Origin of the sequence: Cryobacterium sp. TMB1-7 (assembly GCF_004402435.1) — a bacterium.
Classification (GTDB): domain Bacteria; phylum Actinomycetota; class Actinomycetes; order Actinomycetales; family Microbacteriaceae; genus Cryobacterium; species Cryobacterium zongtaii.
This window is the reverse complement of the sequence record NZ_SOFZ01000029.1, coordinates 236,088-262,121: the sequence shown is the minus strand read 5'-3', so window position 1 is coordinate 262,121 and position 26,034 is coordinate 236,088. Positions and strand designations below refer to the sequence as shown.

21 protein-coding genes are annotated in these 26,034 nt (G+C 68.0%); 15 read left to right on the top strand and 6 right to left on the bottom strand.

The genetic code is table 11. The features are described 5' to 3' along the window. Window positions 1–34: 34 nt before the first annotated feature. The 8 genes from E3O60_RS14300 to E3O60_RS14265 all read left to right on the top strand — a co-directional run bounded on the left by E3O60_RS14300 (window position 35) and on the right by E3O60_RS14265 (window position 12,083). The gene (locus E3O60_RS14300; protein WP_088456357.1) at window positions 35–1,699 is read left to right on the top strand and encodes an ABC-F family ATP-binding cassette domain-containing protein; all 1,665 of its coding nucleotides are present in this window, start codon (window positions 35–37) and stop codon (window positions 1,697–1,699) included. 114 nt (window positions 1,700–1,813) lie between these two features. After that, the gene (locus E3O60_RS14295) at window positions 1,814–3,277 is read left to right on the top strand and encodes an FAD-binding oxidoreductase (protein ID WP_134498444.1); all 1,464 of its coding nucleotides are present in this window, start codon (window positions 1,814–1,816) and stop codon (window positions 3,275–3,277) included. Between the two features lie 82 nt (window positions 3,278–3,359). Then, complete coding sequence (locus E3O60_RS14290; protein WP_134408733.1) at window positions 3,360–4,394, top strand: LLM class flavin-dependent oxidoreductase; 1,035 nt, start codon at window positions 3,360–3,362, stop codon at window positions 4,392–4,394. A 106-nt stretch (window positions 4,395–4,500) separates the two neighbouring features. Further along, a complete protein-coding gene (gene glgX / locus E3O60_RS14285; protein ID WP_134498442.1) occupies window positions 4,501–6,729 on the top strand; it encodes a glycogen debranching protein GlgX in 2,229 nt (742 codons plus the stop codon). A 5-nt stretch (window positions 6,730–6,734) separates the two neighbouring features. After that, on the top strand, window positions 6,735–9,056 hold the full coding sequence (gene treY, locus E3O60_RS14280; protein WP_134498440.1) for a malto-oligosyltrehalose synthase: 2,322 nt from the start codon (window positions 6,735–6,737) through the stop codon (window positions 9,054–9,056). Further along, the gene (gene treZ, locus E3O60_RS14275) at window positions 9,053–10,819 is read left to right on the top strand and encodes a malto-oligosyltrehalose trehalohydrolase (RefSeq protein ID WP_241980140.1); all 1,767 of its coding nucleotides are present in this window, start codon (window positions 9,053–9,055) and stop codon (window positions 10,817–10,819) included. Before treY ends, treZ begins: the two co-directional genes overlap by 4 nt. Window positions 10,820–10,900: 81 nt before the next feature. Then, a complete protein-coding gene (locus E3O60_RS14270) occupies window positions 10,901–11,425 on the top strand; it encodes a hypothetical protein (protein WP_088456353.1) in 525 nt (174 codons plus the stop codon). An 85-nt stretch (window positions 11,426–11,510) separates the two neighbouring features. After that, a complete protein-coding gene (locus E3O60_RS14265; protein ID WP_088456352.1) occupies window positions 11,511–12,083 on the top strand; it encodes a hypothetical protein in 573 nt (190 codons plus the stop codon). Between the two features lie 19 nt (window positions 12,084–12,102). On the opposite strand, the gene E3O60_RS14260 is transcribed toward E3O60_RS14265, so the two are convergent. Further along, window positions 12,103–12,966 carry an oxygenase MpaB family protein gene (locus E3O60_RS14260; RefSeq protein ID WP_088456351.1) on the bottom strand — a complete coding sequence of 288 codons (864 nt, stop codon included), beginning with the start codon at window positions 12,964–12,966 and terminating at the stop codon, window positions 12,103–12,105. Between the two features lie 174 nt (window positions 12,967–13,140). On the opposite strand from E3O60_RS14260, the gene E3O60_RS14255 reads away from it, so the two are divergent. Continuing rightward, window positions 13,141–13,701, top strand: coding sequence for a YceI family protein (locus E3O60_RS14255; protein WP_088456350.1), 561 nt, complete (start codon window positions 13,141–13,143; stop codon window positions 13,699–13,701). 88 nt (window positions 13,702–13,789) lie between these two features. On the opposite strand, the gene E3O60_RS14250 is transcribed toward E3O60_RS14255, so the two are convergent. From E3O60_RS14250 to sepH, 4 genes are read right to left on the bottom strand one after another with little or no spacing between them, the layout of a single operon-like run. Further along, the gene (locus E3O60_RS14250; protein WP_088456349.1) at window positions 13,790–14,482 is read right to left on the bottom strand and encodes a TMEM175 family protein; all 693 of its coding nucleotides are present in this window, start codon (window positions 14,480–14,482) and stop codon (window positions 13,790–13,792) included. A 9-nt stretch (window positions 14,483–14,491) separates the two neighbouring features. Next, on the bottom strand, window positions 14,492–15,535 hold the full coding sequence (locus E3O60_RS14245; RefSeq protein ID WP_370028116.1) for an aromatic acid exporter family protein: 1,044 nt from the start codon (window positions 15,533–15,535) through the stop codon (window positions 14,492–14,494). A gap of 51 nt (window positions 15,536–15,586) precedes the next feature. Continuing rightward, window positions 15,587–16,720: a winged helix DNA-binding domain-containing protein gene (locus E3O60_RS14240; protein ID WP_134498438.1), complete on the bottom strand. Its 1,134-nt coding sequence runs from the start codon at window positions 16,718–16,720 to the stop codon at window positions 15,587–15,589. 29 nt (window positions 16,721–16,749) lie between these two features. Beyond that, window positions 16,750–17,865, bottom strand: a complete 1,116-nt coding sequence (gene sepH / locus E3O60_RS14235) for a septation protein SepH (RefSeq protein WP_088456347.1) — start codon at window positions 17,863–17,865, stop codon at window positions 16,750–16,752. Window positions 17,866–18,061: 196 nt separating this feature from the next. Here sepH and E3O60_RS14230 point away from each other — a divergent pair, with 196 nt between their 5' ends. Beyond that, entirely contained in the window at window positions 18,062–18,355 is a 294-nt protein-coding gene (locus E3O60_RS14230) for a DUF4193 domain-containing protein (protein ID WP_066599570.1), read from the top strand. A 6-nt stretch (window positions 18,356–18,361) separates the two neighbouring features. Here the strand turns inward: E3O60_RS14230 and E3O60_RS14225 are convergent, their stop codons facing one another. Then, entirely contained in the window at window positions 18,362–18,817 is a 456-nt protein-coding gene (locus E3O60_RS14225; protein ID WP_088456346.1) for a DUF3093 domain-containing protein, read from the bottom strand. A 38-nt stretch (window positions 18,818–18,855) separates the two neighbouring features. Here E3O60_RS14225 and dut point away from each other — a divergent pair, with 38 nt between their 5' ends. The 5 genes from dut to dxs all read left to right on the top strand — a co-directional run bounded on the left by dut (window position 18,856) and on the right by dxs (window position 25,913). Continuing rightward, the gene (gene dut, locus E3O60_RS14220; RefSeq protein ID WP_088456345.1) at window positions 18,856–19,368 is read left to right on the top strand and encodes a dUTP diphosphatase; all 513 of its coding nucleotides are present in this window, start codon (window positions 18,856–18,858) and stop codon (window positions 19,366–19,368) included. 95 nt (window positions 19,369–19,463) lie between these two features. Continuing rightward, a complete protein-coding gene (locus E3O60_RS14215; protein WP_134408765.1) occupies window positions 19,464–20,057 on the top strand; it encodes a DUF3710 domain-containing protein in 594 nt (197 codons plus the stop codon). Between the two features lie 31 nt (window positions 20,058–20,088). Further along, window positions 20,089–20,895, top strand: coding sequence for a DUF3159 domain-containing protein (locus E3O60_RS14210; RefSeq protein ID WP_134498436.1), 807 nt, complete (start codon window positions 20,089–20,091; stop codon window positions 20,893–20,895). Window positions 20,896–21,016: 121 nt separating this feature from the next. Then, window positions 21,017–23,836, top strand: a complete 2,820-nt coding sequence (gene acnA, locus E3O60_RS14205; protein WP_134498434.1) for an aconitate hydratase AcnA — start codon at window positions 21,017–21,019, stop codon at window positions 23,834–23,836. A gap of 115 nt (window positions 23,837–23,951) precedes the next feature. Next, window positions 23,952–25,913, top strand: a complete 1,962-nt coding sequence (gene dxs, locus E3O60_RS14200) for a 1-deoxy-D-xylulose-5-phosphate synthase (RefSeq protein WP_134480087.1) — start codon at window positions 23,952–23,954, stop codon at window positions 25,911–25,913. Window positions 25,914–26,034: the final 121 nt, after the last annotated feature.

Below are 26,034 nucleotides of genomic sequence, written 5' to 3'. Positions count from 1 at the left end.
CGGGCGCGTCACGTCCAGATGGGAAACTGGACCCATGACCGCAACACTCGTCGCCAAGGCCCTGGCCGGTGGCTACGCCCACCGCACACTGTTCGATTCCCTCGACCTCACCGTCGCACCCGGCGATGTCGTCGGTATCGTCGGCGTGAACGGTGCGGGCAAGTCCACCCTGCTGCGCCTGCTCGCGGGCCTCGACGAGCCGCAGGGCGGTTCCGTTGCCCTGTCGCCGGCGGATGCCTTCGTGGGCTGGTTGCCCCAGGAACACGAACGGGTGCCAGGGGAGACCGTGGCGGAGTACATCGGTCGTCGCACCGGCTGCGCCCAGGCGACCAGGGAGATGGACGCCGCCGCCGCCGCCCTGGCCGAACCAGCCGCACCGGGCGGGGCTGACCCGGCCGATGTCTACTCGGTGGCCCTGGACCGCTGGCTGGCCAGTGGTGCGGCCGACCTCGATGACAGGCTCCCTGCCGTGCTGTATGACCTCGGTCTTTCCCTCGACGCCGACGTGGCCGCGGACGCGTTGATGACATCGCTCTCCGGCGGCCAGGCCGCCAGGGTGGGACTGGCCGCCCTGCTGCTGTCCAGATTCGACATCGTGCTGCTCGATGAGCCCACCAATGACCTCGACCTCGACGGGCTCGAACGCCTGGAAGGCTTCGTCACGGGCCTTCGCGGTGGAGTCGTGCTGGTCAGCCACGACAGGGAGTTCTTGGCCCGCTCGGTCACCAAGATCCTCGAACTGGACCTCGCCCAGGGCGCCAACCGGGTTTTCGGCGGCGGCTACGACTCCTACCTGGAGGAGCGCGAGACGGCCAGACGGCAGAAGCGCGCCGACTACGACGAATTCGCCGAAAAGAGGGCCGATCTGGTCGGCCGGGCCCGGACCCAACGGGAGTGGTCCAGCCAGGGTGTGCGCAACGCCATGAAGAAGTCTCCGGACAACGACAAGATCCGACGCAAGGCCGCCGCCGAATCCAGCGAGAAGCAGGCGCAGAAGGTACGCCAGATGGAGAGCCGCATCAGTCGTCTCGACGAGGTCGACGAACCGCGCAAGGAATGGCAGCTCGAGTTCACCATCGGCGCCGCACCGCGCTCGAGCAGCGTGGTCTCGGTCCTGAACGAAGCGCTCATCCGCCAGGGTGACTTCGTCTTCGGTCCGGTCTCCCTGCAGGTCAACGCGGGGGAGCGCATCGGCATCACCGGACCCAACGGCGCCGGCAAGACCACGCTGCTGCGCGCCCTGCTCGGCCGCCTGGCGGCCGATTCCGGTTCCACAAGCCTGGGCGCGAGCGTCGCCGTCGGCGAGATCGACCAGGCCAGGGCCAGCGTCACGGGCGAGCAGACCCTGGTGGCCATCTTCGAGCAGCGGCTGCCCGAGCTCTCGGCCGGCGAGATCCGCACCCTGCTCGCCAAGTTCGGCCTCACCGCCGACCACGTCAGCCGACCCGCCGACGCCCTGTCACCCGGTGAACGCACCCGCGCCGGTCTCGCCCTGTTGCAGGCCACGGGCGTGAACCTCTTGGTGCTCGACGAACCAACCAACCACCTGGACCTCGCCGCGATCGAGCAGCTGGAGCAGGCACTCGAGTCCTACACGGGCACCCTGTTGTTGGTGACCCACGACCGACGGATGCTCGCCACCGTGCGCCTCGATCGGCACTGGGCGGTCGAGGATGGGCGGGTGACCGAGTCCGTGTGACGGAAACCGTTTGACGGAGGCCGTGTCATCGAAGCCGTGACAGGCGTTGCGGCCGGGCTCTGAGGGTGCTGTCATGGATGTCGACCCGTGATGTAGATCAACGGAGGACTCCCGATGACATCGAGCACCTTCCCCGAGAACGGCACAGATCCCCGCCGGCTGGTTGAGGACCTGCGCACCGACGTAGAGGCAGACCTGATCGTCGACACCGACCCCGGCTACGACGACGCGAGGCGGGTGTGGAACGGCATGATCGACCACCGGCCCCTGCTGATCGTGCGTGCCCGTGCTACCGGCGACATCGCGCCGACCCTGGCCCTGGCTGCCAGGCACCGGCTGCCCCTCGCCGTGCGCGGCGGCGGGCACAACGTGGCCGGCAACGGCACCGTCGACGCGGGGATCGTGCTCGATCTCGCCGCCCTCAACACCGTCGAGGTCGACCCGGACGCCCGCACCGTGCGGGCACTGGCCGGGGCGACCATGGCCGACATCGACCGGGCAACCGAACCCTATGGGCTCGCCGTGCCGCTGGGCGTGGTCTCCGCCACCGGCATCGCCGGTCTCACCCTCGGCGGCGGCGTCGGCTGGCAGACCAGGGCACACGGGCTGACCCTAGACGCCATGGTGGCGGCGGATGTCGTCACGGTGGCCGGGACGAGAGTGCGGGCCAGCGCGACCGAGAACCCCGAGTTGTTCTGGGGGCTGCGCGGCGGCGGCGGCAACTTCGGCGTGGTGTCCTCGTTCACCTTCCGGGCGCATCCGTTGCCGGCGCGGCCGGTGACCGGCAATTTCGTCTACCCGAAGGAGCAGTGGGCGGCGACGCTGGCGGCCTACGACGAGTGGACCAGGGACCTGCCAGACGAGCTGACCTCCATCCTCAGCGTGCTGGTGCCGCCGCCGGCCATGGGGCTCGGCTCTGAGCCGCTGATGCTGCTGGGTTTCGCCTGGGCCGGCACCGACACCGACAGGGCCCGGGAGGTCATCGACCGGATGCGCCGCGCCGCCCCGCCCGCGGTCGAGGCCGACGAGCCGATGCCGTGGACCGCGTGGCAGTCCGCCGTCGACGGGGTCTTCCCCAAGGGTGTGCGCGGCTACTGGAAGAACACCTCCTTCGACAGTCTGGATCCGGCGGTGATCGATACCCTGCTGCGCCGCGGAGCGGAGCAGACCTGGCTCGGCACCGCCTTCGATATCCACCACATGGGCGGCGCCTTCGCCAGGGTGGCCGAGGACGACACGCCGTTCCCGAATCGGGGAGCGCGGTTCTGGCTCAACATCTACGGATTCTGGACCGACCCTGTCGACGACGCCGAGCGAGTGGCCTTCGTCCGCGAGTTCGGCGCGGAGATGGCGGTGCTGGGCTCCGGCGGCACGTACGTGAACTTCCTCGGCGCGGAATCCGGCACCGACCCGGTGGCCCAAGCGCTGGCCGTCTACGGGCCGGCCAAACTGGAGCGACTCGCCGCCCTCAAGCGCGAGTACGACCCCGAGAATCTGCTGAGGCTCAACCACAACATTCCGACGACGGTCACCCGCACTGGGTCGCCCGGCGACACCGCGACCGGCGACACTCAGTAGCGACGCGGAATAGAACGCCGGTGCGCCCCGTTGAGCCCTAGTATGCGTATGCATACAAACTGATCGGAAGGGCGCACCACACATGGCACCGACACTGGAACTGGGTCTCGACACGTTCGGCGACGTCACCTACGCCGCGGACGGCAGCCTGCTCAGCCACGCCCAGGTGCTGCGCAACGTCGTCGCCGAGGCGGTGCTCGCCGACCAGGTGGGCCTGAGCTTCTTCGGTATCGGCGAACACCACCGCGAGGATTTCGCCGTCTCCGCCCCCGAGGTCGTGCTGGCCGCCATCGCCGGTCAGACCAGCACCATCAAGCTCGGCTCCGCCGTCACCGTGCTCAGCTCCGACGACCCCGTGCGCGTCTTCCAACGCTTCGCCACCCTCGACGCCGTCTCCAACGGTCGCGCGGAGGTCATCCTCGGCCGTGGGTCGTTCACCGAATCCTTCCCCCTGTTCGGCCTGGAGCTCAGCGACTACGAGCAGCTGTTCGAAGAGAAGCTCGAGCTGTTCGCCGAACTGCTCAAGGAAGCGCCGGTGACCTGGTCGGGTAGCACCCGCGGCTCCCTGACAGAGCAGCGGGTGTTCCCGCCGACCGAATCCGGCTCCATCCGCACCTGGATCGGTGTCGGCGGCAGCCCGCAGTCCGTGGTGCGCGCCGCCCACTACGGTCTGCCGCTGATGCTCGCCATCATCGGTGGTGAGCCTCTCGCCTTCGCCCAGTTCACCGACCTGTACCACCGGGCGCTCGACCAGTTCGGCAAGGACCCGCAACCCATCGGCGAGCACTCACCCGGCTACGTCGCCGCGACGGACGAGCAGGCACGCGAAGAGATGTGGCCGCACTACCGCGCCATGCAGGACCGGATCGGCCGCGAGCGAGGCTGGGGCCCGGCCACGAAGGCCAGATTCGAGCAGGATGCCGGCCCCGACGGAGCCCTGTTCGTCGGCTCCCCGCAAACCGTCGCCACCAAGATCGCCAAAATGGCCACCGGGCTCTCGCTGTCCCGTTTCGACCTCAAGTACAGTCTCGGTACCCTCTCGCACGACAAGCTGATGACCAGTATCGAGCTCTACGGCACCGAGGTAGCCCCTCTGGTACACGAAATGATGGCCTGACGGGAATTTGGCGTGCCCCGGACGGGGTAGCGTGAACACGTGGGCCCGGCTCGGGCAAACCACCCACCTTCATCCTTTCGTTCTGACCTTCCTCGAGGAGTACACCGTGGAAACCTGGCCCGGATCTGCCTACCCGCTTGGCGCAACCTATGACGGAAGCGGCACCAACTTCGCTCTGTTCAGTGAGGCCGCCGAGCGGGTGGAGCTCTGCCTGTTCGACGAGAACGGCGCCGAGACCCCCGTCGAAGTCCGGGAATCCAGCGCCTTCGTGTGGCACTGCTACCTGCCGGAGGTGCAGCCGGGCCAGCGCTACGGCTACAGGGTGCACGGCGAATACAACCCCAGCGAGGGCAAGCGCGCCAACCCCAACAAACTGCTGCTCGACCCGTACGCCAAGGCCACCTGCGGCGTCATGGACTGGGACCAGGCACTGTTCTCGTACAACTTCGGCGAACCGGACTCCCGCAACGACGAGGACTCCGCCCCGCACATGATGCTCGGCGTCGTCGTCAACCCGTTCTTCGACTGGACCGGCGACCGCTCCCCGCGCACCCCGTACAGCGAATCGGTCATCTACGAAGCGCACGTCAAGGGCCTCACCCAGCTGCAGCAGGAGGTGCCGGAATCCCAGCGCGGCACCTACGCGGCCGTCGCGCATCCGTCGGTCATCGAGCACCTGCAGAAGCTCGGCGTCACCGCGATCGAACTGATGCCCGTGCACCAGTTCGTCAACGACAGCACCCTGCAGGACCAGGGCCTGAGCAACTACTGGGGCTACAACACCATCGGCTTCTTCGCCCCGCACAACGCCTACTCCTCCAGCGGCGACCTCGGCCAGCAGGTGCAGGAGTTCAAGGGCATGGTCAAGAACCTGCACGCCGCCGGCATCGAGGTCATCCTCGACGTGGTCTACAACCACACCGCGGAGGGTAACCACCTGGGCCCGACCATCTCGTTCAAGGGCATCGACAACGCCGCCTACTACCGGCTGATGGACGACGACGGCCGGTACTACATGGACTACACGGGCACCGGCAACACCCTCAACGTGCGCCACCCGCACTCGCTGCAGCTGATCATGGACTCGCTGCGCTACTGGGCCATCGAGATGCACGTCGACGGTTTCCGGTTCGACCTCGCCAGCGCCCTGGCCCGCGACCTCTACGACGTCGACAAGCTGTCCACCTTCTTCGAGCTCGTGCAGCAGGACCCGATCGTCTCCCAGGTCAAGCTGATCGCGGAGCCCTGGGACGTCGGCCCCGGCGGCTACCAGGTCGGCAACTTCCCGCCGCAGTGGACGGAGTGGAACGGCAAGTACCGCGACACTGTGCGCGACTTCTGGCGCGGCGAGCCCTCCACCCTGGGCGAATTCGCCTCCCGCATCTCCGGCTCCGCCGACCTCTACGAGCACTCCGGCCGCCGCCCCGTCGCGTCGATCAACTTCGTCACCGCGCACGACGGCTTCACCCTCAACGACCTCGTGTCGTACAACGAGAAGCACAACGACGCCAACGGCGAGGACAACAACGACGGCGAAAGCCACAACCGGTCCTGGAACGCCGGAGTGGAGGGCCCCACCGACGACGCCACCGTCCGCACCCTGCGCGGCCGCCAGCAGCGCAACTTCATCGCCACGATGCTGCTCTCCCAGGGCGTCCCGATGATCCTGCACGGCGACGAACTCGGCCGCACCCAGCACGGCAACAACAACACCTACGCCCAGGACTCCGAGCTGAGTTGGATCCACTGGGACGAGGCCGACCAGCCCCTGATCGAGTTCACGTCCGCTGTGGTCCGCCTGCGCAAGGAGCACCCCACCTTCCGTCGCAGCCGGTTCTTCGACGGGCACCCCGGCAAGCGCGGCGAGGGCGACCCGCTGGCAGATATCGTTTGGCTGAACACCGACGGCCAGGAGATGCGCGCGGAGGACTGGGACGAAAGTCGGTCCCGCACCGTCAGCATGTTCCTGAACGGCCAGGGCATCCGGGAACGCGACACCCGCGGGCGCGAGGTCACCGACGTCAACTTCATCCTGCTGTTCAACGCGGATGCCGAAGACGTCGAATTCACCCTGCCGAGCGCCGAGTACTCGCCCGCCTGGGAGATCGTGATCGACACCGGGGGAGAGGGCGCCGATTCGGAGCCCCGCCCGGCCGGTGCCACCCACACCGTGATGGGACGCTCACTCGTCGTGCTGCGCGAGTACCACGTGCCCGAGGTTGCTCCGGACCACTCCGTTGCCGCGTCGCTGGCAAGCCACCCGTCGCCGCCGACGTCCACGCTGACCCTGCCGGTGCTGCCGGACCCGTACTCTTCGACCGAAGGACACGAGTAACCACCATGAGCATCCCCGTCTCCACCTATCGCCTGCAGATCACGTCGGCCTTCGATCTGGATGCGGCGGCGGGTGTGCTCGATTACGTCAGCCGGCTCGGCGCGGACTGGCTCTACCTTTCGCCGCTGCTCACGGCCGAGGAGGGCTCCGACCACGGCTACGACGTGATCGACCACGGCAGCATCGACCCGGCCCGCGGCGGCCCCGAGGCGCTCGCCCGACTGTCGGAGCGGGTGGCCGCGGCCGGCCGCGGCATCCTGGTGGACATCGTCCCCAACCACGTCGGCGTCCAGACGCCGCACAGCAACGCCTGGTGGTGGGACCTGCTCCGAGCCGGGCAGGGTTCCCGCTATGCCGAGGCCTTCGACGTGGACTGGCCCGCCGGCAACGGTCGGCTGCTGCTGCCCGTACTCGGTGACGGCGACACCGAACTCGACCAGCTCACCGTGGTGGGCGACGAACTGCACTACTACGACAACCGGTTCCCGCTCGCTCCCGGCACCGCGGACGACGGCGCCCCCGCCGCCGTCGTGCACGACAGGCAGCACTACGAACTGGTCAGCTGGCGCCGCGCCGACACCGACCTGAACTACCGCCGCTTCTTCGCCGTGAACACCCTCGCCGGTGTGCGCGTCGGGGTGCCCTGGGTCTTCGACGAATCCCACCGCGAGATCCTGCGCTGGGTGCACACCGGCCAGGTGCAGGGCCTGCGAGTCGACCACCCGGACGGCCTCGCCGACCCGGCCGGCTACCTCGACAGGCTGCACGCCGCCATGCCGGACGGCTACCTGCTGGTGGAGAAGATCCTGGAGGGCCGCGAACAGCTGCCCAGCAGCTGGTCGGCCCACGGCACCACCGGCTATGACGCCCTCGCCGACTTCGACAGGGTCCTGGTGGACCCGGCCGGCCAGGACGCCCTCGACACCCTGGAGGCCACCCTGCAGGGCGGCGCCGTCTCCTGGACCGAACTGGTCCACACCGGCAAGCGCGCCATCGCCGACGGCATCCTGCAGAGTGAGGTGCGCCGACTCGACCGTTTGATCCCCGAGGTCCCCGATGCAGCCGACGCCCTCGCCGAACTGATCGCCTGGTTCCCGGTCTACCGCTCCTACCTGCCCGTCGGCCGCAGCGAACTCGACACCGCCGTGCGACTTGCCCGGCAGCGCCGGCCCGAACTCGACACCACCATCACCGCCCTGCTGCCGTATCTCACCGACCCCGCACACCCCGCGGCCGTGCGCTTCCAGCAGACCTCGGGGATGGTGATGGCCAAGGGTGTCGAAGACACCGCCTACTACCGCTACAGCCGGCTCACCTCCCTCAACGAGGTCGGCGCGGACCCGAGCGAGTTCGCGGTGCCGGTGGAGGAATTCCACCGCCGCCAGCAGACCCGGCTGGCCGTTGCGCCCGCCTCACAGACCACGCTGTCGACCCACGACACCAAGCGCGGCGAAGACGTGCGGGCCCGCATCTCGGTCCTGGCCGAGATCCCGGATGAGTGGACCGCTGTGCTCGGCGAGCTGCGTGCCCTGGCCCCGCTCGGCGACGCCCCGTTCGAAAACCTGCTCTGGCAGGCCATCGTGGGTTCCTGGCCCGCCTCCACCGACCGTCTCATCGGCTATGCCGAGAAGGCGTCCAGGGAAGCGAACCTCTCCACCACCTGGACCGCGCCCAACGACGACTTTGAAAACCGGATGCGCGCCCTGGTTCGGGAACTCGCCGAGGACGGGCCCCTGACCCGCACCGTTACCGCCTTCGTCGACAGGGTGAAGCAGGCCGGGTGGAGCAACTCGCTCTCCCTCAAGCTCATCCAGCTCACCGCGCCCGGTGTACCCGACGTCTACCAGGGCAGCGAACTCTGGGAGATGTCGCTCGTGGACCCCGATAACCGCCGCCCGGTGGACTACACCGTGCGCCGGGACTACCTGGACCGCGTCAGCGCGGGCTGGCTGCCCCCCATCGATGAAACCGGCGCCACGAAACTGCTCGTCACCACCAACGCCCTGCGCCTGCGCCGCGATCGGCCGGAACTGTTCGTCCGGCACGCACCGGTCGAGGCATTCGGCCCGGCCGCCGCCCACGTGGTGGCCTACGACCGCGGCGGCGCCGTGACCGTCGCCACCCGGCTGCCCGTCGCGCTCGCCCGCACCGGCTGGGGTGACACCACGATTATGCTCGCCGGGCACGACTGGCAGGATGCTCTCACCGGTGTCCGCTTCGCCGGCGGCCAGGTGCGTCTGGCCGACCTGCTGTCGAGCTATCCGGTTGCGCTGTTGATCCCCGCGAGCATCACCGCACCCACCGCTATCGAGGAGGCCACCCCGTGACGACAGACAACCCCGACATCGTCGCCGTTCCGATCGACGTGTGGGCGCCCGCCGCCGAGACCGTCGGGCTGGTCGCCGGCGACGCCACCGCGCCGATGACCCGCGGCGACGCCGGCTGGTGGCACGGCAGCCTGCCCGGCAGCGCTGACGGCGTAGACTACGGCTTCCTGCTGGATGGCGCCGGCCCGTTCCCCGACCCGCGATCCCGCCGCCAGCCGCACGGCGTGCACAACCTCTCCCGCAGCTTCGACCCGGCCACGCACACCTGGCAGGACGACGCCTGGACCGGTCGTCAGCTCGCCGGTGCCACCATCTACGAGCTGCACATCGGCACGTTCACCCCCGAGGGCACCCTGGAGGCCGCGGCCGGCCGGCTCGACCACCTCGTGTCACTCGGCGTGGACTTCGTCGAGCTGCTGCCGGTGAACGGCTTCAACGGCACTCACAACTGGGGCTACGACGGTGTGCTCTGGTATGCCGTGCACGAGGGCTACGGCGGCCCGGCGGCGTACCAGCGGTTTGTCGACGCCTGCCACGCGGCCGGCATCGGCGTGATCCAGGACGTCGTGCACAACCACCTGGGCCCCAGCGGCAACTACCTGCCCAACTACGGGCCCTACCTCAGCGACGCCGAGGGCAACACCTGGGGCGCCTCGGTCAACCTCGACGGCCAGGACTCCGACGAGGTGCGCCGGTACATCATCGACAGCGCGTTGATGTGGCTGCGCGACTATCACGTCGACGGCCTGCGGTTGGACGCCGTGCACGCCCTCAAGGACCACTCCGCGGTGCACCTGCTGGAACAGCTCGCCGGCGAGGTGGCCGTGCTCAGCGCCTCCGTGGGCCGCCCATTGACCCTCATCGCCGAATCGGACCTCAACGACCCCAAGCTGATCACCCCCCGTGAAGCCAACGGGTACGGACTCGACGCCCAGTGGAGCGACGACTTCCACCACGCCGTGCACGTCGCCCTTACCGGTGAGACCGTCGGTTATTACGCCGACTTCGCCCCCCTCGGCGCCCTGGCGAAGGTGCTCACCCGCGGGTTCTTCCACGACGGCACCCTGTCCACCTTCCGCGGCCGCCACCACGGCCGCCCTGTCGACACCGAACGGATGCCGGCCTGGCGGCTGGTCGTCGCCTCGCAGAATCACGACCAGATCGGCAACCGGGCCATCGGCGACAGGCTCAGCGCCCAGCTCGACACCGGCCAGCTGGGCATCGCCGCCGCACTCACCCTGCTCGGCCCGTTCACCCCGATGCTGTTCATGGGCGAAGAGTGGGGGGCGCGCACACCGTGGCAGTTCTTCACCTCGCACCCAGAGCCCGAACTCGGCCTGGCCACCGCAGAGGGCCGCATCGGCGAGTTCGCCCGGATGGGCTGGGACCCGGCCGTGGTGCCCGACCCCCAGGACCCGGCCACCTTCGAGCGGTCAAAACTGGACTGGTCCGAACTGCAGCGTGGCGATTCCGGTCGTCTCCTGGCGTTCTATCGTGACCTCGCGGGTCTCCGTCGCCGGCTCGCCGACCTGACCGATCCACGGTTCGCGCGGGTCGCGGTGGCCTATGACGAGGCGGACGGCTGGCTGCTGCTGTGCCGCGGCGAGACCGAGATCGTGATCAACCTCTCCACGACCGCTCGGTCCGTTCCGGTTGCCGGGCAGAGCGTCCTGCTCGCCTTCGCGAACAACGCCGATGCGAGCCCCCGGCTCGACGCCGGCTGGGTGTTGCTGCCGCCGCACTCGGTCGCGGTGCTCGTCTAGGTCCATCTATTCACCAGCTCCACTCGCCAGTACTACCCGCCAGCTCCACTCGCCAGTACCACTGACCATCGAGGAGGACCCATGGGCCATTTCCTATCCGCGGAGACGGCGGCTGCGCTGGCCCGGCTGACGGAGCTGGACGCCAACGCGGCGGCACCGCCGCTGGAGCGGATGCGGGCCATTCGTGCGGTACTTCACCACCTTGACGCCGACCCGGCCGCGCTGGCGAGCGTACGCGACGCCCTGTCCGATGGAGCGGGCTGGCCCGAGATCGCGGATGCCGCCGGGCTCAAACCCACCGCGGCCAAGTGGCGCTGGCAGGGCACCGACTCCGACATCGCGGCCCGCCTGGATGCCGGACGTAAGCGCAGCGCGCGGCCCAGCAGCGTTCCGACCGACCTGCCCGGGCACTCGGTGGCCGAGGCTGCCGGATTGCTCGGCGTCAGCGTTCAAGCGGTGTACCTGCAGGTGAGCAGAGGTAAACTGGCCAGCCGCACCGTCGAGCTGGCGGATGGCCGCAGTTACAAACGCGTCATCCTTCCCGGGGACGCGCTACCCTCGACGACAGAATCCGCGGAAACTGACCCCGAAAAACCAACCCCCTAGACGACGACCCCCGCAACGACGATCCCCTCAACGACAGAGCCTTGAGACATCACCCGAGCTACCGAAACCCACCCACGGAGTGACCATGACCGATCAGAGCTATGACCCGTTCGACCGAACGTTCCCCCTCGACACCTCGACCACCACAGAACGCCTGCCGATGCCGGGCACTCAGCCCGCCGGCGACGGGCCGACGGGTGAGGGGCCGGTCGAAACCGCAGTGTCCCCGGTCCCCAACCGGACCAAAACCCGAAGCCGCACCCTGCTCTCCGACCTCAGAACGGGACCGCCGCAGCGGGCCGCACTGGTCGTTCTCGTAGGCATCGCCGTTCTGACGATCGCGTTCATCATCATGATCTTCGTGAACGTCTCCAACGAGAGCATCATCGCCTTGGCCGTCATCGCCACGCCGATCGCCTCGATGGTGGCGGCGTACTACGCCGTCACCCTGAGCATCCAGCAGGTTGCCACTGAGCGTGCCGACAAGGAGAAGGCCCTCGCCAGGCTCACGGCCGTCGAGGCCGGTGCCCGCGAGACCGAGGTGTGGGCCTCCCAGATGGAGTCCGGGCTTCGGGTCGCAATGGCCAAGCTCGATGGCGCCGGTGTGTCCACCGTCGCGGTGACCCGGGCGGCCGGCACCCCGGACGACTTCTTCTAGGCGGTTCAGCTCAGCCCAGTCAACGCCCGTCGGCGCCGCCAGGTTGCCCGGTCGCGCGATCCCTCGCCGCGAGGGATCGGCCGGCACGAAGGTAGTGCCGCATGGGGGCCTGCCGCAGCCGCGTCGGCAGGCGCGGATAGATCAGACGGATGACGCCGATCACGGCGTTGTACCTGCGCTGGCGTCCGGGCGACCAGGGCAGGTCGAAGAGGGCTCGTTCGTCGGGCTGCAGGAGCCCCGTGGTGACCAGGCGTCCCAGCGGCATCGCCAGGCGCAACCAGACCGGTCCGGTGGTGGGGTGCAGCAGTTGCCTGGCCACCGATCGGGTCGTCTCGTCGGTCGCCAGACCGGACGTTGCGCGGCTCCAATACGCCGCGAAAGCCTCCCGGTCCGCGGGCCACAGCCCGGGCGGTACCTGTAGGGCGGTGCCGAGCACGCCGTAGTCACGGTAGACGGACTCGGCGTCGGCATCCGTGAGCGGTCCGTAGACCAGCTCGTGCACACGGGTTGCGGATTCGTACAGGGTCGCGGCAACCCAGAGCTGCAACTGCGGATCGAAAGCATTGTACCCCGGGGCGCCGACGCTCTGGGTGCCGTGCACCGGGCGATGGGCCAGGGAGACCCGGCGCACGGCCGCGGCCCGGTCGATGGGCGAGCCGCAGGTGACGGCGTATACGTAGGAGAGCGTGCCGCTCAGTCGACTCAGCGGTCGGGTCGCGAAGTCGCTGTGCCTGGCGACGCCGTGCCCGACGGCGGGGTTCGCGAGCTGTAGGAGGATGGCGCGACCGCCGCCGAGAACCAGAACGCTTTCCGGGGCCACATCGCGGATGCTCAGTGCCGGGCTCGACAGGGACGCCGGACTGGACGGGGACGCTGTCGGCATCGTGGACTCCTCTTGACAGGCCGAGCCTACTTCCCCGCCGAGGAGTCGGGTTCTCCGCGCGTTCCTGAATCGTTCACATCTTTTCTGGTCGGTGATGGAATATCCTGTAGTCCTATGCGCTTGCATATACCTGAGGGCAGCGAATCCACCGCCCCCACGGACTTGAGGAGCACCATGAGCGACATCACCACCACGACCATCCCGGGCTACAAAGCGGGAACCTGGACCATCGACCCCACGCACAGCGTCGTCGGCTTCAGCATCCGTCACATCATGATCAGCAAGGTCAAGGGCACGTTCGAGACCTTCAACGCCACCTTCGTCACCACCGAGAACCCCCTCGAGACCAGCGTGACGGCGTCCGCCGTCGTCGCGTCCATCAACACCAACGAGGCCAACCGCGACGGCCACCTGCGCACCGGCGACTTCTTCGACGCCGAGACCTACCCGACCATCGACTTCGTGTCGACCGGAGTGCGCGTCGTCGGCGGCGACTACCTCGTGGACGGCAACCTCACCATCAAGGGCGTCACCAAGCCCGTCACCTTCGACTTCGAGTTCGGTGGCTTCGGCGGCGACCCCTACGGCAACTACAAGTTCGGCGCCACCGCCACGACCCAGGTCAACCGTGAAGACTTCGGTCTCACCTACAACGCGGCCCTCGAGACCGGCGGCATGCTGCTGGGCGACAAGGTCACCATCACCCTCGAACTGCAGGGTGCCCTCCAGGCCTAAGCACTCGGCAGCGCGCAACGGGGATCCCACCAATGGGGTCCCCGTTGTTGTGTCTGGGTTGTGTTGTCTCTGTGTGCGGTTCCGCCCGTCACCCGGCCACCGGTTCGTCCGGCGTCGGCCGCAGGACCCCGATTCGTCGCAACACCAGGGCGATGAGCGGATCAAGGGCGAACAGGAAGAACGCGGGGGAACCGACCAGCGTCGCCAGCAGTACGACGGCGAACGACTGTGCGAGCGCGCTGACATTGTTCACCCGTGCGTTATGAACGGCGGTGGCGGATGCGCCATGCACGAGCTGTCTGCGGGGAGAGCTGGCGTGGAACCACTGCCAGGTGCTGAAGAGCAGGATCACGAAGAAGTTCAGGGGTAACAGCGTGCGGCCCAGCAGGTACCGGCTGAGTTCGTCGTTGAGACTCGTCGTGAACGGAACCAGGACCACGCCGAGAAGGCGGAAATTGTTGAGCCAGATGATGGTGGTATCCACACGGGGGATGAACTCGAACTGACGCACGTGAATGAGCCACAGCAGGCTGAGCAGCAGAAAGCTGATGACCACGTTCAGGATGCTCGGTGCCAAGGCGTTGACCTGCCGCAGGAACTCGGCGTTCGACGTCACGACGCCGATGCTGTCCACGGAGACGTTCAGCACAAGCAGCGTGGCCGCGATGGCGAAGACGCCGTCAGTGTACGATTCCAGCCGCCGGGTGGACAGAACCGTTCGCCGGGCCGTCGTCGCCGTGGTCGGCGCAGCGTGGCGCTCGGGCTCCGGGCTGCTCGACATGCGGGCAGCCTACTCGCCGGTGATCTCCTCGCGCACCCGTCGCAGGTCCTCCATCAGGGCGCCGATCAAGATCCAGTGCTGGGGATGTGGAGTCATGATCATCAGCGGCGCCGTCAGGGCGAGCGGCTCGATCCCCGGAGCCGCCGAGGCGGACGGCTTCCCATCCGCCGGCACGGTGAGCAATCGCAGATCGTGCGCGGCCCTCTCCAGCTCGATGGCGAAGGCCTGCACGGTGGGCTCGAGGTGCAGGCTATCGTCGTAGTGGTCCCGCAGCGCTCTCGTCATGCCCAGTGCCCGGGTGACCAGGGGCACCAGGCGGGCGTAGAGGTCGGTGTCGGCGTCGAGAACCTCGCGGTGCCTGCTTTGGCGGGGATTGAGTGTCAGGCTCTCCTCGGCCTGGCTGATGGCCCGTTCGGCCTTGGCCAGCATGGGCCGCAGTAGTCGGGCCTGGATCATCAGGCTCTCCAGATCGGCGTACTTCTGCGGGCTCAGCAGCGCGGTGGCCACCCGGTCGAAGGTCGCGGCCACCTCCAGGGTGAGCCGGGTCACCGCGTCGTGTGCGGGCGTGAGCAACACCGGCGGAACGATCAACGCGTTGACGATCACGGCGATCGCGGCGCCCAGGATGGTCTCGATGATGCGGTCCCTGGCGTAGGTCGGTGTCGCGGCACCCAGCACGAGGACGAGCATCGCGCTGATCGGGATCTGATTCGCCGAGCCAGGCGACAGCTTCAGGGCCCAGGCCAGCAGGATGCAGAGCACGATCGCCCCCAGGACGATCCAGCTGTCCTGTCCGAACCACAGCCCGATGCCCAGAGCAACCAGGACTCCGCCGACGACGCCGAGGCTGCGTTCCAGGGCCCGTCCCAGGGACTGGTTGATGCTGGGCTGCACGACGAAGATGGCGGCCATCGCGGCGAAGATGGGCAGCTCGCCGGGCAGGAGCCACAGCGAGATTACCCAGGCCAGGACCACGGCGACCGAGGTCTTGAGGGTCTGCAGCAGCGGGATCCGTCTGGATACTCGCAGGCTGGTCGTTATTCGCACTGTCATAGGGTACAAGGCCCGACGGACCGGACCGATCACCGGTCTCACCACGGCAGGCTAGGGCGCGGCGGGCACGGTCGGTGGGGCCGGAAGTACCTGCACCGGGCGGCCGAGGAAGCGGGCGTATTCGTGAAGGGCCCGATCGGTTCCCGGGAACGATGCGGCGCCCTGCGGGGTGAACGGCGCGGGGTGCACCGTGATCGCCCGGGGCTGCCATTCGCGCCGCCAGGTGCCGAAAATACGGCCGCCGCGAACCAGGACGGGCAGGAAGATCCCGTTCTTGCCCGGGACGACCCTGGTCAGGTTCTCGGGTTCGATCGCGAAGCTGCGATCCCGATAGCCGAGCAGGTATTCATCGAAGCCCGGCAGGGCCAGCACGGCACTGGGACCGCGCCCCGGCGCGGCGCGGCTCAGCGGTCCGAGATCTGAGCTCTGGGGGAGCAGGTGGCTCACTCCGTCGACGTCGAGGGTGTTGAGCTGCCCTCCACCAACGGCCAGGGCCGTCTTGGCGTCGCTCATGGTGAGCTGGGACCACCAGGCGAAGTCGGTCAAGGGAGCCGGCCCGTGTCCGGCCAGGTAGCGCAGCAGGTATTCGCCCAGTGCCTGGTCGCGTTCGAGCTGCCGGGGGTGCGGGACCCAGTCCGAGAGCAGCACGAGCATCTGTTGGGCGTCGAGCTGCCGGCCCCAGCAGAGGGTTCCCGACTGGGCGAGGTGCCAGATGAGGTGATATCCCCGCTGGCCGTCTGTGCCGATGCCGTGGCGCTCCAGCAGTGCCAGGAAGGCTGCCCTGGTGAGCTCCCGTCCGCCGCTGAGAGCATTCTCGGCCACGGTGCGGGAGCGATCGATGGTCGCCTCGTCCAGGCCCAGGTCGCGGCGCCGGGTTGCCGCACCGGCCCAGAGCCTGGCGGTGGTGAGTCCGAGCATCCAGCCCAGGTCCGGCCCCGGCACCAGGTGCAGGGTTCCCCGCATCGGCCAGGAGCGCACGATCCTGGCGGAGTCGATCAGCGTGTCGATGTCGGCGGAGGTGCTTCCGGGGGCCCGCACGGCAACGGCCCACTTCGCCCAGCGGAGGTCCTGCGCCTGCACGGCCAGCATGCGGTCGACGACCTGGGCGGGCTCGGTGATCGACCCGGTCAGCGCCTGGTTGGCCAGGCGACGCCGGGTGATGTCGGAGCGGGAGGCACGCGTCATGGAACCGCAGCCTATGACTCAGGTGAGGATCAGGCCAGGTCGTCGTCGGTTCGTGCGCCGAAGACTATCTCGTCCCAGCTGGGCATCGATGCGCGGCCGCGGCGACCGGTCTGACCGGTGCGGGGTTGGCCCGTGGCGGCCTGAGTGGCCCACACGTTGCGGGTTTCCTCGGGGGCTGCGGTGGCAGCCTCGGCAACAGGGGGAGCCTCGTTGACCAGGCGGATCCCGGACTCGGCCGGTGCCCGCTCGGTACGGCGGGTATCCACCACTGGTGTGACGGGCGTTTCGGTCTCTCCGGCGGCCGCTTCCCGTTCGCCGCGGCGGCGGCGAAGCGACTCGAGCAGGTCCGCGGTCTCGCTCAGGCTCTGCGGCGGTTCGGCCGCTCGCTTGATGGCGGCCTTGGACACGGCCTCCGTCGTACCGGCGGAACGGGCGTATGGCACCGGATCGTGCAGCGGAGCCGTGTCGTTGAGGATGTCGTCGGCCAGGGATTCCTTGAACGTGAAGGCGCCGCTGTCGAACCGGCTCACGTCGGCCAGGCTGGTTTCGGCGCCGACGGCACGCAGCCGGGGGATCAGGGCACCCTTGAGCTCGCCCTGTTGGGAGAGGGCAATGGCCTCACTGCCGATCGGCGAGAGGGTGTTCTTCTTGGGTTCGAAGCCCCACCGGGCGTCGTGGTCGATGTCGTCAGCCGTGAAGGCGAGTTTGACGATCCACCCGGCGCCGGGTTCCTTCCAGCTGGCCCAGCGTTCGTTGGACGCACCCAGGGACGCCAGGCGTTCCCGGATGACGCTGCCGAAGTTGGCCTGCTCGTCGATGGGATCGGGGTCGATCGCGGTGTGCACGGGCACGCTCAGCGCGCTCGACACTATGTATTCGCGTTCGGCGACCACCGGTCCCTCGAACCGCTTGACGAAGTCCAGCGACGCGCCGGTCACTGCAGCGACGTCCTCCGCGGACATGCCGGCACGGATGTGCGCCTGCACCTCCCGAGGCGACAGTTTGGGCCGAACGGACGCATCCGTTTGGGTTTGGCGAAGCCGGGACTGGAGAACCGCATCGATGGGGATCCGAAAGCGATCACCCTCCTCTGACGCTGCAAGCAGCGCGCCGTTCTCGACTCCGATAACTTTCAAATCCTGCATGGCGAAAGCCCTCTCGCGATTACTGATGGCCCAACCCTGCCATGCAATGTGGCATTTTTCGGGGAATACTGCGGGCGTGCCGGAAGTTGCTCCCATTGCCAACCTGAAAGGTTGGCGATTGGTTTGCTATTCCGCACGGATTGTTGCAAACTATGGCCGCCGATTTCGTTTATCGGCGTTAATGAAATGGATGGGCATGGCAACCGATTACGACGCACCGCGAAAGACCGAAGACGACTCAGAGTCGATTGAGGCCCTCAAGGAGCGTGTACCCGACAAGATGTCTGGTGTCGTTGATGTTGACGACTCCGACAACCCCGGTGGCTTCGACCTCCCGGGCGCCGATCTGTCCGACCTCGACCTCGACGTCGTCGTCCTGCCCCCGCAGGCCGACGAGTTCACCTGCGTGGAGTGCTTCCTCGTGAAGCACCGTTCGCAGATGTCGCACGAGACCAAGCTCGGCCCGGTCTGCCTGGAGTGCGACGCCTAAGCGCGCTTAGTTACTTGATGCTGGCCGTCGCGATCCATTGATCGCGGCGGCCATTTTCTGTGGCCGGCGGCTGGAGACCAGCCAGTACGGCGCCGGATCGGTCGGGTCTTCAAGCGGGATCCGCACCACGGGTGCGATCCAGCCACGGATCAGCAGCCACGCGCGGGCATCCAGCTTCTGGCCACGCTCGAGAGTGGCATCCGCAGCCTCGAGGGGGACGGCCTCACCGAGCAGGCGGGTTTCGATGCGCGCCCGGCCGGCGGTGAGGACACCGTCGGACACCGAAACCGTCGGCGACGCCAGCACCAGCAGCAGGGCGCTGCCGAGGTAGAGGCCGGCGCCGGTCAGGATCCCCGCCAGCACCGAGATCGGCAGGAAGACCAGGAGGCTTGCGGGAATCACCAGCGCAGTGATGATGAAGAGCCATGGGGATGGCCAGAGTTTTTCGCGATAATCGGGCATGGGTCTATTCGACCAGATAACTGCACTACCCTCGACACGTGGCTGAAAGCGTCGAAGTCCTGATTACCGCGTCCGTTCTCCCGACCTACGCCCATCCGGGTGACGCCGGAGCCGACCTGCACGCCTCGGAGGCCTTGGTCCTGGCTCCCGGAGAACGGGCCCTCGTCGGCACCGGTGTGTCGATAGCGTTGCCGGACGGATACGCGGCCTTCGTGGTCCCCCGCAGCGGACTGGCCGTCAAGCACGGAATCACCGTCGTGAACTCGCCGGGGACCGTTGACGCGGGCTACCGGGGCGAGGTCAAGGTCTGCCTGCTCAACACCGACACCGTCACCCCGTTCCCCATCAACATCGGCGACCGCATCGCCCAACTCATCGTGGTTCCGGTGGCCCGGGCGGTCTTCGTGCCAGTCGAGCGGCTCCCCGGCAGCATGCGTGGCGAGGGCGGCTTCGGCTCGACCGGCGTCGCGCCGGGCGCTCCTGCGGACCGCGCCCCCCAGACCGAATCGTCCGCCCCGACGGACGCCCACCGAAGCGGAGAAACCCTGTGAGTGACAAAGTGAACCCCGACACGCGCTCAAGCACCGACGAGACGGCCGGCACCGACAGCACCGAACTCACCGGAGCCGAGCAGCAGGTCCCCGACATGCACGCCAAGTCAGCTCCGGTCGACCGTGACGTGGACGGCCCCCTCGACGAGTCTGAGGCGAACCCGGTCCGCCCATACGTCGATCTCGGTGGCGTGAAGATCCTGCCGCGCGAGGGCCTGCACCTCCGGCTCGAGATCGAAGAGGGCTCCAAGCGAGTCGTTGCCATCGGCCTGGACTATGCCGGTTCGACCCTGCAGGTGCAGCCCTTTGCGGCGCCGCGCTCCAGCGGCCTGTGGCAGGAAATCCGCACCCAGATCGCCGACCAGATCGCCAAGCAGGGTGGCTCGACCACTCCGCGCGAAGGTCCGTTCGGGCCCGAACTCGTCGCCGAGATCCCCGTCGCAGCCGGCCAGGGTCCCGCGGGCACCACCCGGTTGGCCCGTTTCATCGGCGTGGACGGACCGCGCTGGTTCCTCCGCGGCGTCATCGCCGGCGAGGGCGCCATCAACCCCGAAGCCGCAGCGCAGATCGAAGACCTGTTCCGCAGCATCGTCGTGGTGCGCGGTTCAGCCCCGATGCCGCCGCGCGACCTCATCCCGCTGCGGATGCCGGCCACCCCGGCCGGTAAGCCCGAACCCACCGGCACCTGATCCGTCAGGTGCACTCACCGAAAGTCACCTGATGACGGATTCCCTCTCCGGGCCAGAACCCGAACCGCGTAAGACGTCCGACGGCACCGACGGCACTGACAGTGCCGCCAGTGCCGGTGCCAGCAGTGCCGGCAGCCCGGCAGAGATCGCCGGCGCCCTCGCCGACAGTATGGCCGCGGCGGCCCGCCGCGCCGGGTTCAGTCCGGCCGCAGACGGGGAACCCATCAGCGGCCACGCGCTGCTGGCTGCCATGGGCGGCATCCGCGGCCTGGTCGAGGCCGTCCTGCCGGGCCTGGTCTTCCTGGTCACCTATACCCTCACCCGTGAGCTGATTCCGTCCCTGATCGCTCCGGTGATCATCGGTGTGATCTTCTTCGCGCTCCGGCTGGCCCGTAAACAGACCGTCACCCAGGCCGTCGGTGGACTCGTCGGAATCGGCCTCAGCGCCGTGCTCGCCCTGTTCACCGGCCGCGCCGAAGACTTCTACCTGCCGGGCTTCTGGACCAACGGTGTGTACGGAGCGGCCCTGCTCGTCTCCGCACTGATCGGCTGGCCGCTCATCGGTGTGGCCGTCGGGTTCCTGATGGGGGAGCAGCTCGCCTGGCGGGCCGACCCGTCCAAACGACGGGTGCTGACAATTCTCACCTTCATGTGGGCGGGACTGTTCATCCTGCGCCTGGCCGTGCAGCTTCCCCTGTACTACGCCGGCAACGTCGAGTGGTTGGGCGCGACCAAACTGCTCATGGGGATCCCGCTGTATGCGCCGCTTCTTGTGGTCTCCTGGCTGATGGTGCGTTCCGTGTATGCGGCCACCGCCGCACAGCGGCCGGTGCTATAGTTATCTCGACGTCAAGATAGTTTGCGGTAAGGCTACCCTTGCTGGCAGAACTCGGCGTCAGTTGGTCAGGATTGAGGATCGCGGACGGGTTCCCGTCGGTTTCCACAAAGGAGAGGGCATCGTGTCTGCTGTTAATAGTTTTGGAGCTCGGGACACCCTGCGCGTCGGTGCGACGGACTACGAAGTCTTTCGCCTGGACGCCGTCAAGGGATACGAGAAGCTGCCGTTCAGCCTCAAGGTGCTGCTGGAGAACCTCCTCCGCACCGAAGACGGCGCCAACATCACCGCGGATCACATCCGCGCACTCGGCGCGTGGGTTCCCACCAGCGATCCCGACACAGAAATCCAGTTCACGCCAGCTCGCGTGATCATGCAGGACTTCACCGGCGTGCCGTGCATCGTCGACCTCGCCACCATGCGCGAGGCCGTCGCCGACCTCGGCGGCGACCCCAACAAGATCAACCCGCTCGCCCCTGCCGAGCTCGTCATCGACCACTCGGTCATCGCCGACCTGTTCGGCAGCGAGAACGCCCTCGAGCGCAACGTCGAGATCGAATACGAGCGCAACGGTGAGCGTTACCAGTTCCTGCGCTGGGGCCAGACCGCGTTCGACGACTTCAAAGTCGTCCCGCCGGGAACCGGCATCGTGCACCAGGTCAACATCGAGTACCTGGCCCGCGTCACCTTCACGCGCGAAGTAGGCGGCGTCCTCCGCGCCTACCCCGACACCTGTGTCGGCACCGACTCGCACACCACGATGGTCAACGGCCTGGGCGTGCTCGGCTGGGGCGTCGGCGGCATCGAAGCCGAGGCGGCCATGCTCGGCCAGCCCGTGTCGATGCTGATCCCCAAGGTCGTCGGCTTCAAGCTCAACGGCTCCATCCCCGCCGGCGTCACCGCGACGGATGTTGTGCTCACGATCACCCAGATGCTGCGCCGCCACGGCGTTGTGGGGAAGTTCGTCGAATTCTACGGCGAGGGCGTCGCCCAGGTGCCGCTGGCCAACCGCGCCACCATCGGCAACATGAGCCCGGAGTTCGGCTCCACCGCTGCCATGTTCCCGATCGACGGCGTCACCCTCGGCTACCTGCGTCTCACCGGCCGCAGCGAAGAGCAGGTCGCACTCGTCGAGGCGTACTCCAAGCTGCAGGGCCTGTGGCACGACCCCGCACAGGAGCCCGTCTTCAGCGAGTACCTCGAACTCGACCTGGGCACCGTCGTTCCGTCGATCGCCGGACCCAAGCGCCCGCAGGACCGGGTCGAACTCAGCAACGCGAAGTCGCAGTTCGAGATCGACCTGCAGAACTACGCCACGCACGACCTGTCCATGGTGGACGCGGCCGTCGAGGCATCCTTCCCCGCCTCTGACCCGATCGGTTTCACCGCCGAGGACGAGCAGAGCGCCCACCAGGTTTCGCACCAGCACGTGAGCCACGCTCCCGTCTCGGTGTCGAGCCCGGTTCCGATCACCACGGCCGACGGGGCGAGCTACACGCTCGACCACGGAGCCGTCGCCGTTGCGGCCATCACCTCCTGCACCAACACCTCGAATCCGTCGGTCATGCTCGCCGCGGGCCTGCTGGCGCGGAACGCCGTGAAGAAGGGCCTGAAGTCCAAGCCCTGGGTCAAGACCACCCTGGCGCCGGGCTCCAAGGTCGTCACGGACTACTACGCCAAGGCCGGCCTCACCGACGACCTCGAGGCCCTCGGCTTCTACACCGTCGGCTACGGCTGCACGGTCTGCATCGGCAACACCGGACCCCTCATCAACGAGGTCTCCGCCGCGATCAACGACAACGACCTCGCTGTCACCGCGGTGCTCTCCGGAAACCGTAACTTCGAGGGCCGCATCAGCCCGGACGTCAAGATGAACTACCTGGCCAGCCCGCCGTTGGTCATCGCGTACGCCCTGGCCGGATCGATGAACTTCGACTTCGACACGGATGCCCTCGGCCAGGACGCCGAAGGCAACGACGTGTTCCTCAAGGACATCTGGCCGGACTCCGCCGAGGTGCAGTCCACCATCGACAGCTCGATCGACACGGCCATGTTCACCAAGGAATACGGTGAGGTCTTCGAGGGAGATGAGCGCTGGCGTTCACTGCCCACGCCCGACAGCGAGGTCTTCGAGTGGGACCCCAAGTCCACCTACGTGCGGAAGCCCCCGTACTTCGACGGTATGACGCTGGAGACCAGCCCGGTCGCCGACATCGTCGGCGCCAGGGTGCTCGCCAAGCTCGGCGACTCGGTCACCACCGACCACATCAGCCCGGCAGGCAACATCAAGGCCGACAGCCCGGCCGGTGCGTACCTGATGGAGCACGGCGTCGACCGAAGCGACTTCAACTCCTACGGCTCGCGCCGCGGTAACCACGAGATCATGATCCGCGGCACCTTCGCAAACATCCGGCTGCGCAACCAGCTGATTGACGGCGTCGAGGGCGGTTACACCCGCGACTTCACCAAGCCGGATGCGCCGCAGTCCTTCATCTACGACGCCAGCCAGAACTACCAGGCCGCCGGCACCCCGCTGGTGATTTTCGGCGGCAAGGAGTACGGTTCCGGCTCGTCTCGGGACTGGGCGGCCAAGGGCACGAGCCTGCTGGGCGTCAAGGCCGTCATCACCGAGAGCTTCGAGCGCATCCACCGCTCGAACCTGATCGGAATGGGAGTGGTCCCGCTGCAGTTCCCCGCCGGCGAGTCCTGGGTGACCCTGGGCCTGGACGGTACCGAGAGCGTCTCGATCACCGGTATCGAGGAACTCAACGAGGGCCGCACGCCCAAGACGGTGCACGTTGTCGCCACCCCGACCGAGCACTCCGCTCCGGGCAAGGCCGTTGTCGAGTTCGACGCCGTCGTGCGCATCGACACCCCCGGCGAAGCGGACTACTACCGCAACGGTGGCATCCTGCAGTACGTGCTGCGCTCGCTCGTCGTCTAACCGGGAATTCGCAGAATCGCCGCAGACTGGCGCGTAGACTCGGGGAATCCGAACTGCGCGCCAGTTCTGCGTCGGCGTGAGCCGTTCGTTGCAACAAACGTGAAAGGTAGTGCCCATGACCCTTCTGGAGACGATCCACGGTCCCCGGGACCTTGACGGCCTCACGAAGGACCAGCTGGAAGAGCTGGCTGCGGAGGTCCGCGCCTTCTTGGTGGCGGAGATCTCGAAGACGGGCGGGCATCTGGGCCCCAACCTCGGCGTGGTCGAGATGACCATCGCCATCCACCGGATCTTCGATTCGCCGCGTGACGCCATCGTCTTCGACACCGGTCACCAGTCCTATGTGCACAAGATGCTCACCGGACGGCAGGACTTCAGCCGGTTGCGCCAGTCCGATGGTCTGGCCGGCTACCCGCAGCGCAGCGAATCCGTGCACGACATCGTCGAGAGCTCCCACGCGTCGAGCTCGTTGTCCTGGGCCGACGGGATCTCCCGCGCCTTCGAGATGACCGGGCAGAGCGACCGGCACGTCATAGCCGTCGTCGGCGACGGCTCGCTCACCGGCGGTATGACCTGGGAAGCGCTGAACAACATCAGCGACGACAACAACCGGCGCCTGATCATCGTGATCAACGACAACGGCCGCTCGTACGCGCCCACCATCGGCGGCATGGCCAGGTTCCTCAACACCGTGCGCCTGCGCCGCAGCTACCGGGCCGCCTACCTCTCCAGCCGGGAGGCCTTCGACCACATGGGCGCGCCGGCTCGCGCCATCTTCCGCGGCGTGCGTGGCGGTCTGCACGGCTTCCTGAGCCGGTTCTCCAACAACGAGGCGCTGTATTCCAACCTCGACATCAAGTACATCGGGCCGGTGGACGGCCACGACATGGAGGCCATGCTCGAGGCGCTGCGCCAGGCCAAGGACTACGGCGCTCCCGTGATCGTGCACACCATCACCCAGAAGGGCAAAGGTTACGACCCCGCCGTGCAGGACGTCGCCGACCAGTTCCACGCCGTCGGCGTCATCGACCCTGAGACCGGTGAGCCCACCGAATCCGCGGGAGCACCGTCATGGACCTCGGTCTTCGCCGATGAGCTGCTGAGCCTGGCCACCGACAATCCGAAGCTGGTGGCGATCACCGCGGCCATGCTGCGCCCCACCGGTCTGCACAAGATGGCCGAGCGGTACCCCGAGCGGGTGCACGACGTCGGCATCGCCGAGCAGCACGCGGTGACGAGCGCCGCCGGGCTCGCGTTCGGTGGCCTGCACCCCGTGGTCGCCCTCTACGCCACCTTCATCAACCGTGCCTTCGACCAGGTTTTGATGGATGTCGCCCTGCACAGGGCCGGCGTCACCTTCGTGCTCGACCGGGCCGGGGTCACCGGGCCGGACGGTCCGAGCCACCACGGCATGTGGGACCTCGCAATCCTGCAGGTCATCCCGCACATCCGACTCGCCGCACCGCGCGACTCCACCCGACTGCGGGAAGAGCTCGCCGAGGCGGTCCTCGTGGACGACGCGCCCACGGTGCTGCGGTTCCCCAAGGGCAGCACCGGCGTCGAGTTCGACGCCCTCGAGCGTCTGTCCGACGGCGTCGACGTACTCCTCCGCAGCAGCCAGCAGGACGTGCTGATCGTCACCGTCGGTCCGATGGCCGGAATGGGCCTCGAGGTCGCCGAGCGGCTCGCCGCCCAGGGCATCGGTGCGACTGTCGTCGATCCGCGCTGGGTGGTCCCGGTGCCCCAGAGCATCATCGAACTCGCCGCCCAGCACCGCATCGTGGTGAGCATCGAGGACGGTATCCGGGTGGGCGGCATCGGCACCCGCATCCGTCAGGACCTGCGCGAGGCCGGCGTCGACACCGCCGTCACCGAGCTGGGTCTGCCTGACGAGTTCCTGGACCACGGCACCCGCGCCGAGATCCTCGAGCGGGTCGGCCTCACGCCGCAGCACATCGCCAGGGACGTCGTCGCGATGGTCCTCGGCAGCAAGCTGCCGCACGCCCGCCCCCTGCCGGCCGACGCCGACCGCCCCGAAACCGGCACCGTCCCCCTGCAGCGCGCCCCCCGCGACTGACCGCCTCACCCGCCGCCCGTCGGTATGTTCCGCGAAAGCGGCCCTGTGGTCACCTCCACAACGTTGAGGCGACCACGCGACCGCTTTGGCGGATGGCTATGGCCGGATCAGGACACCGCTT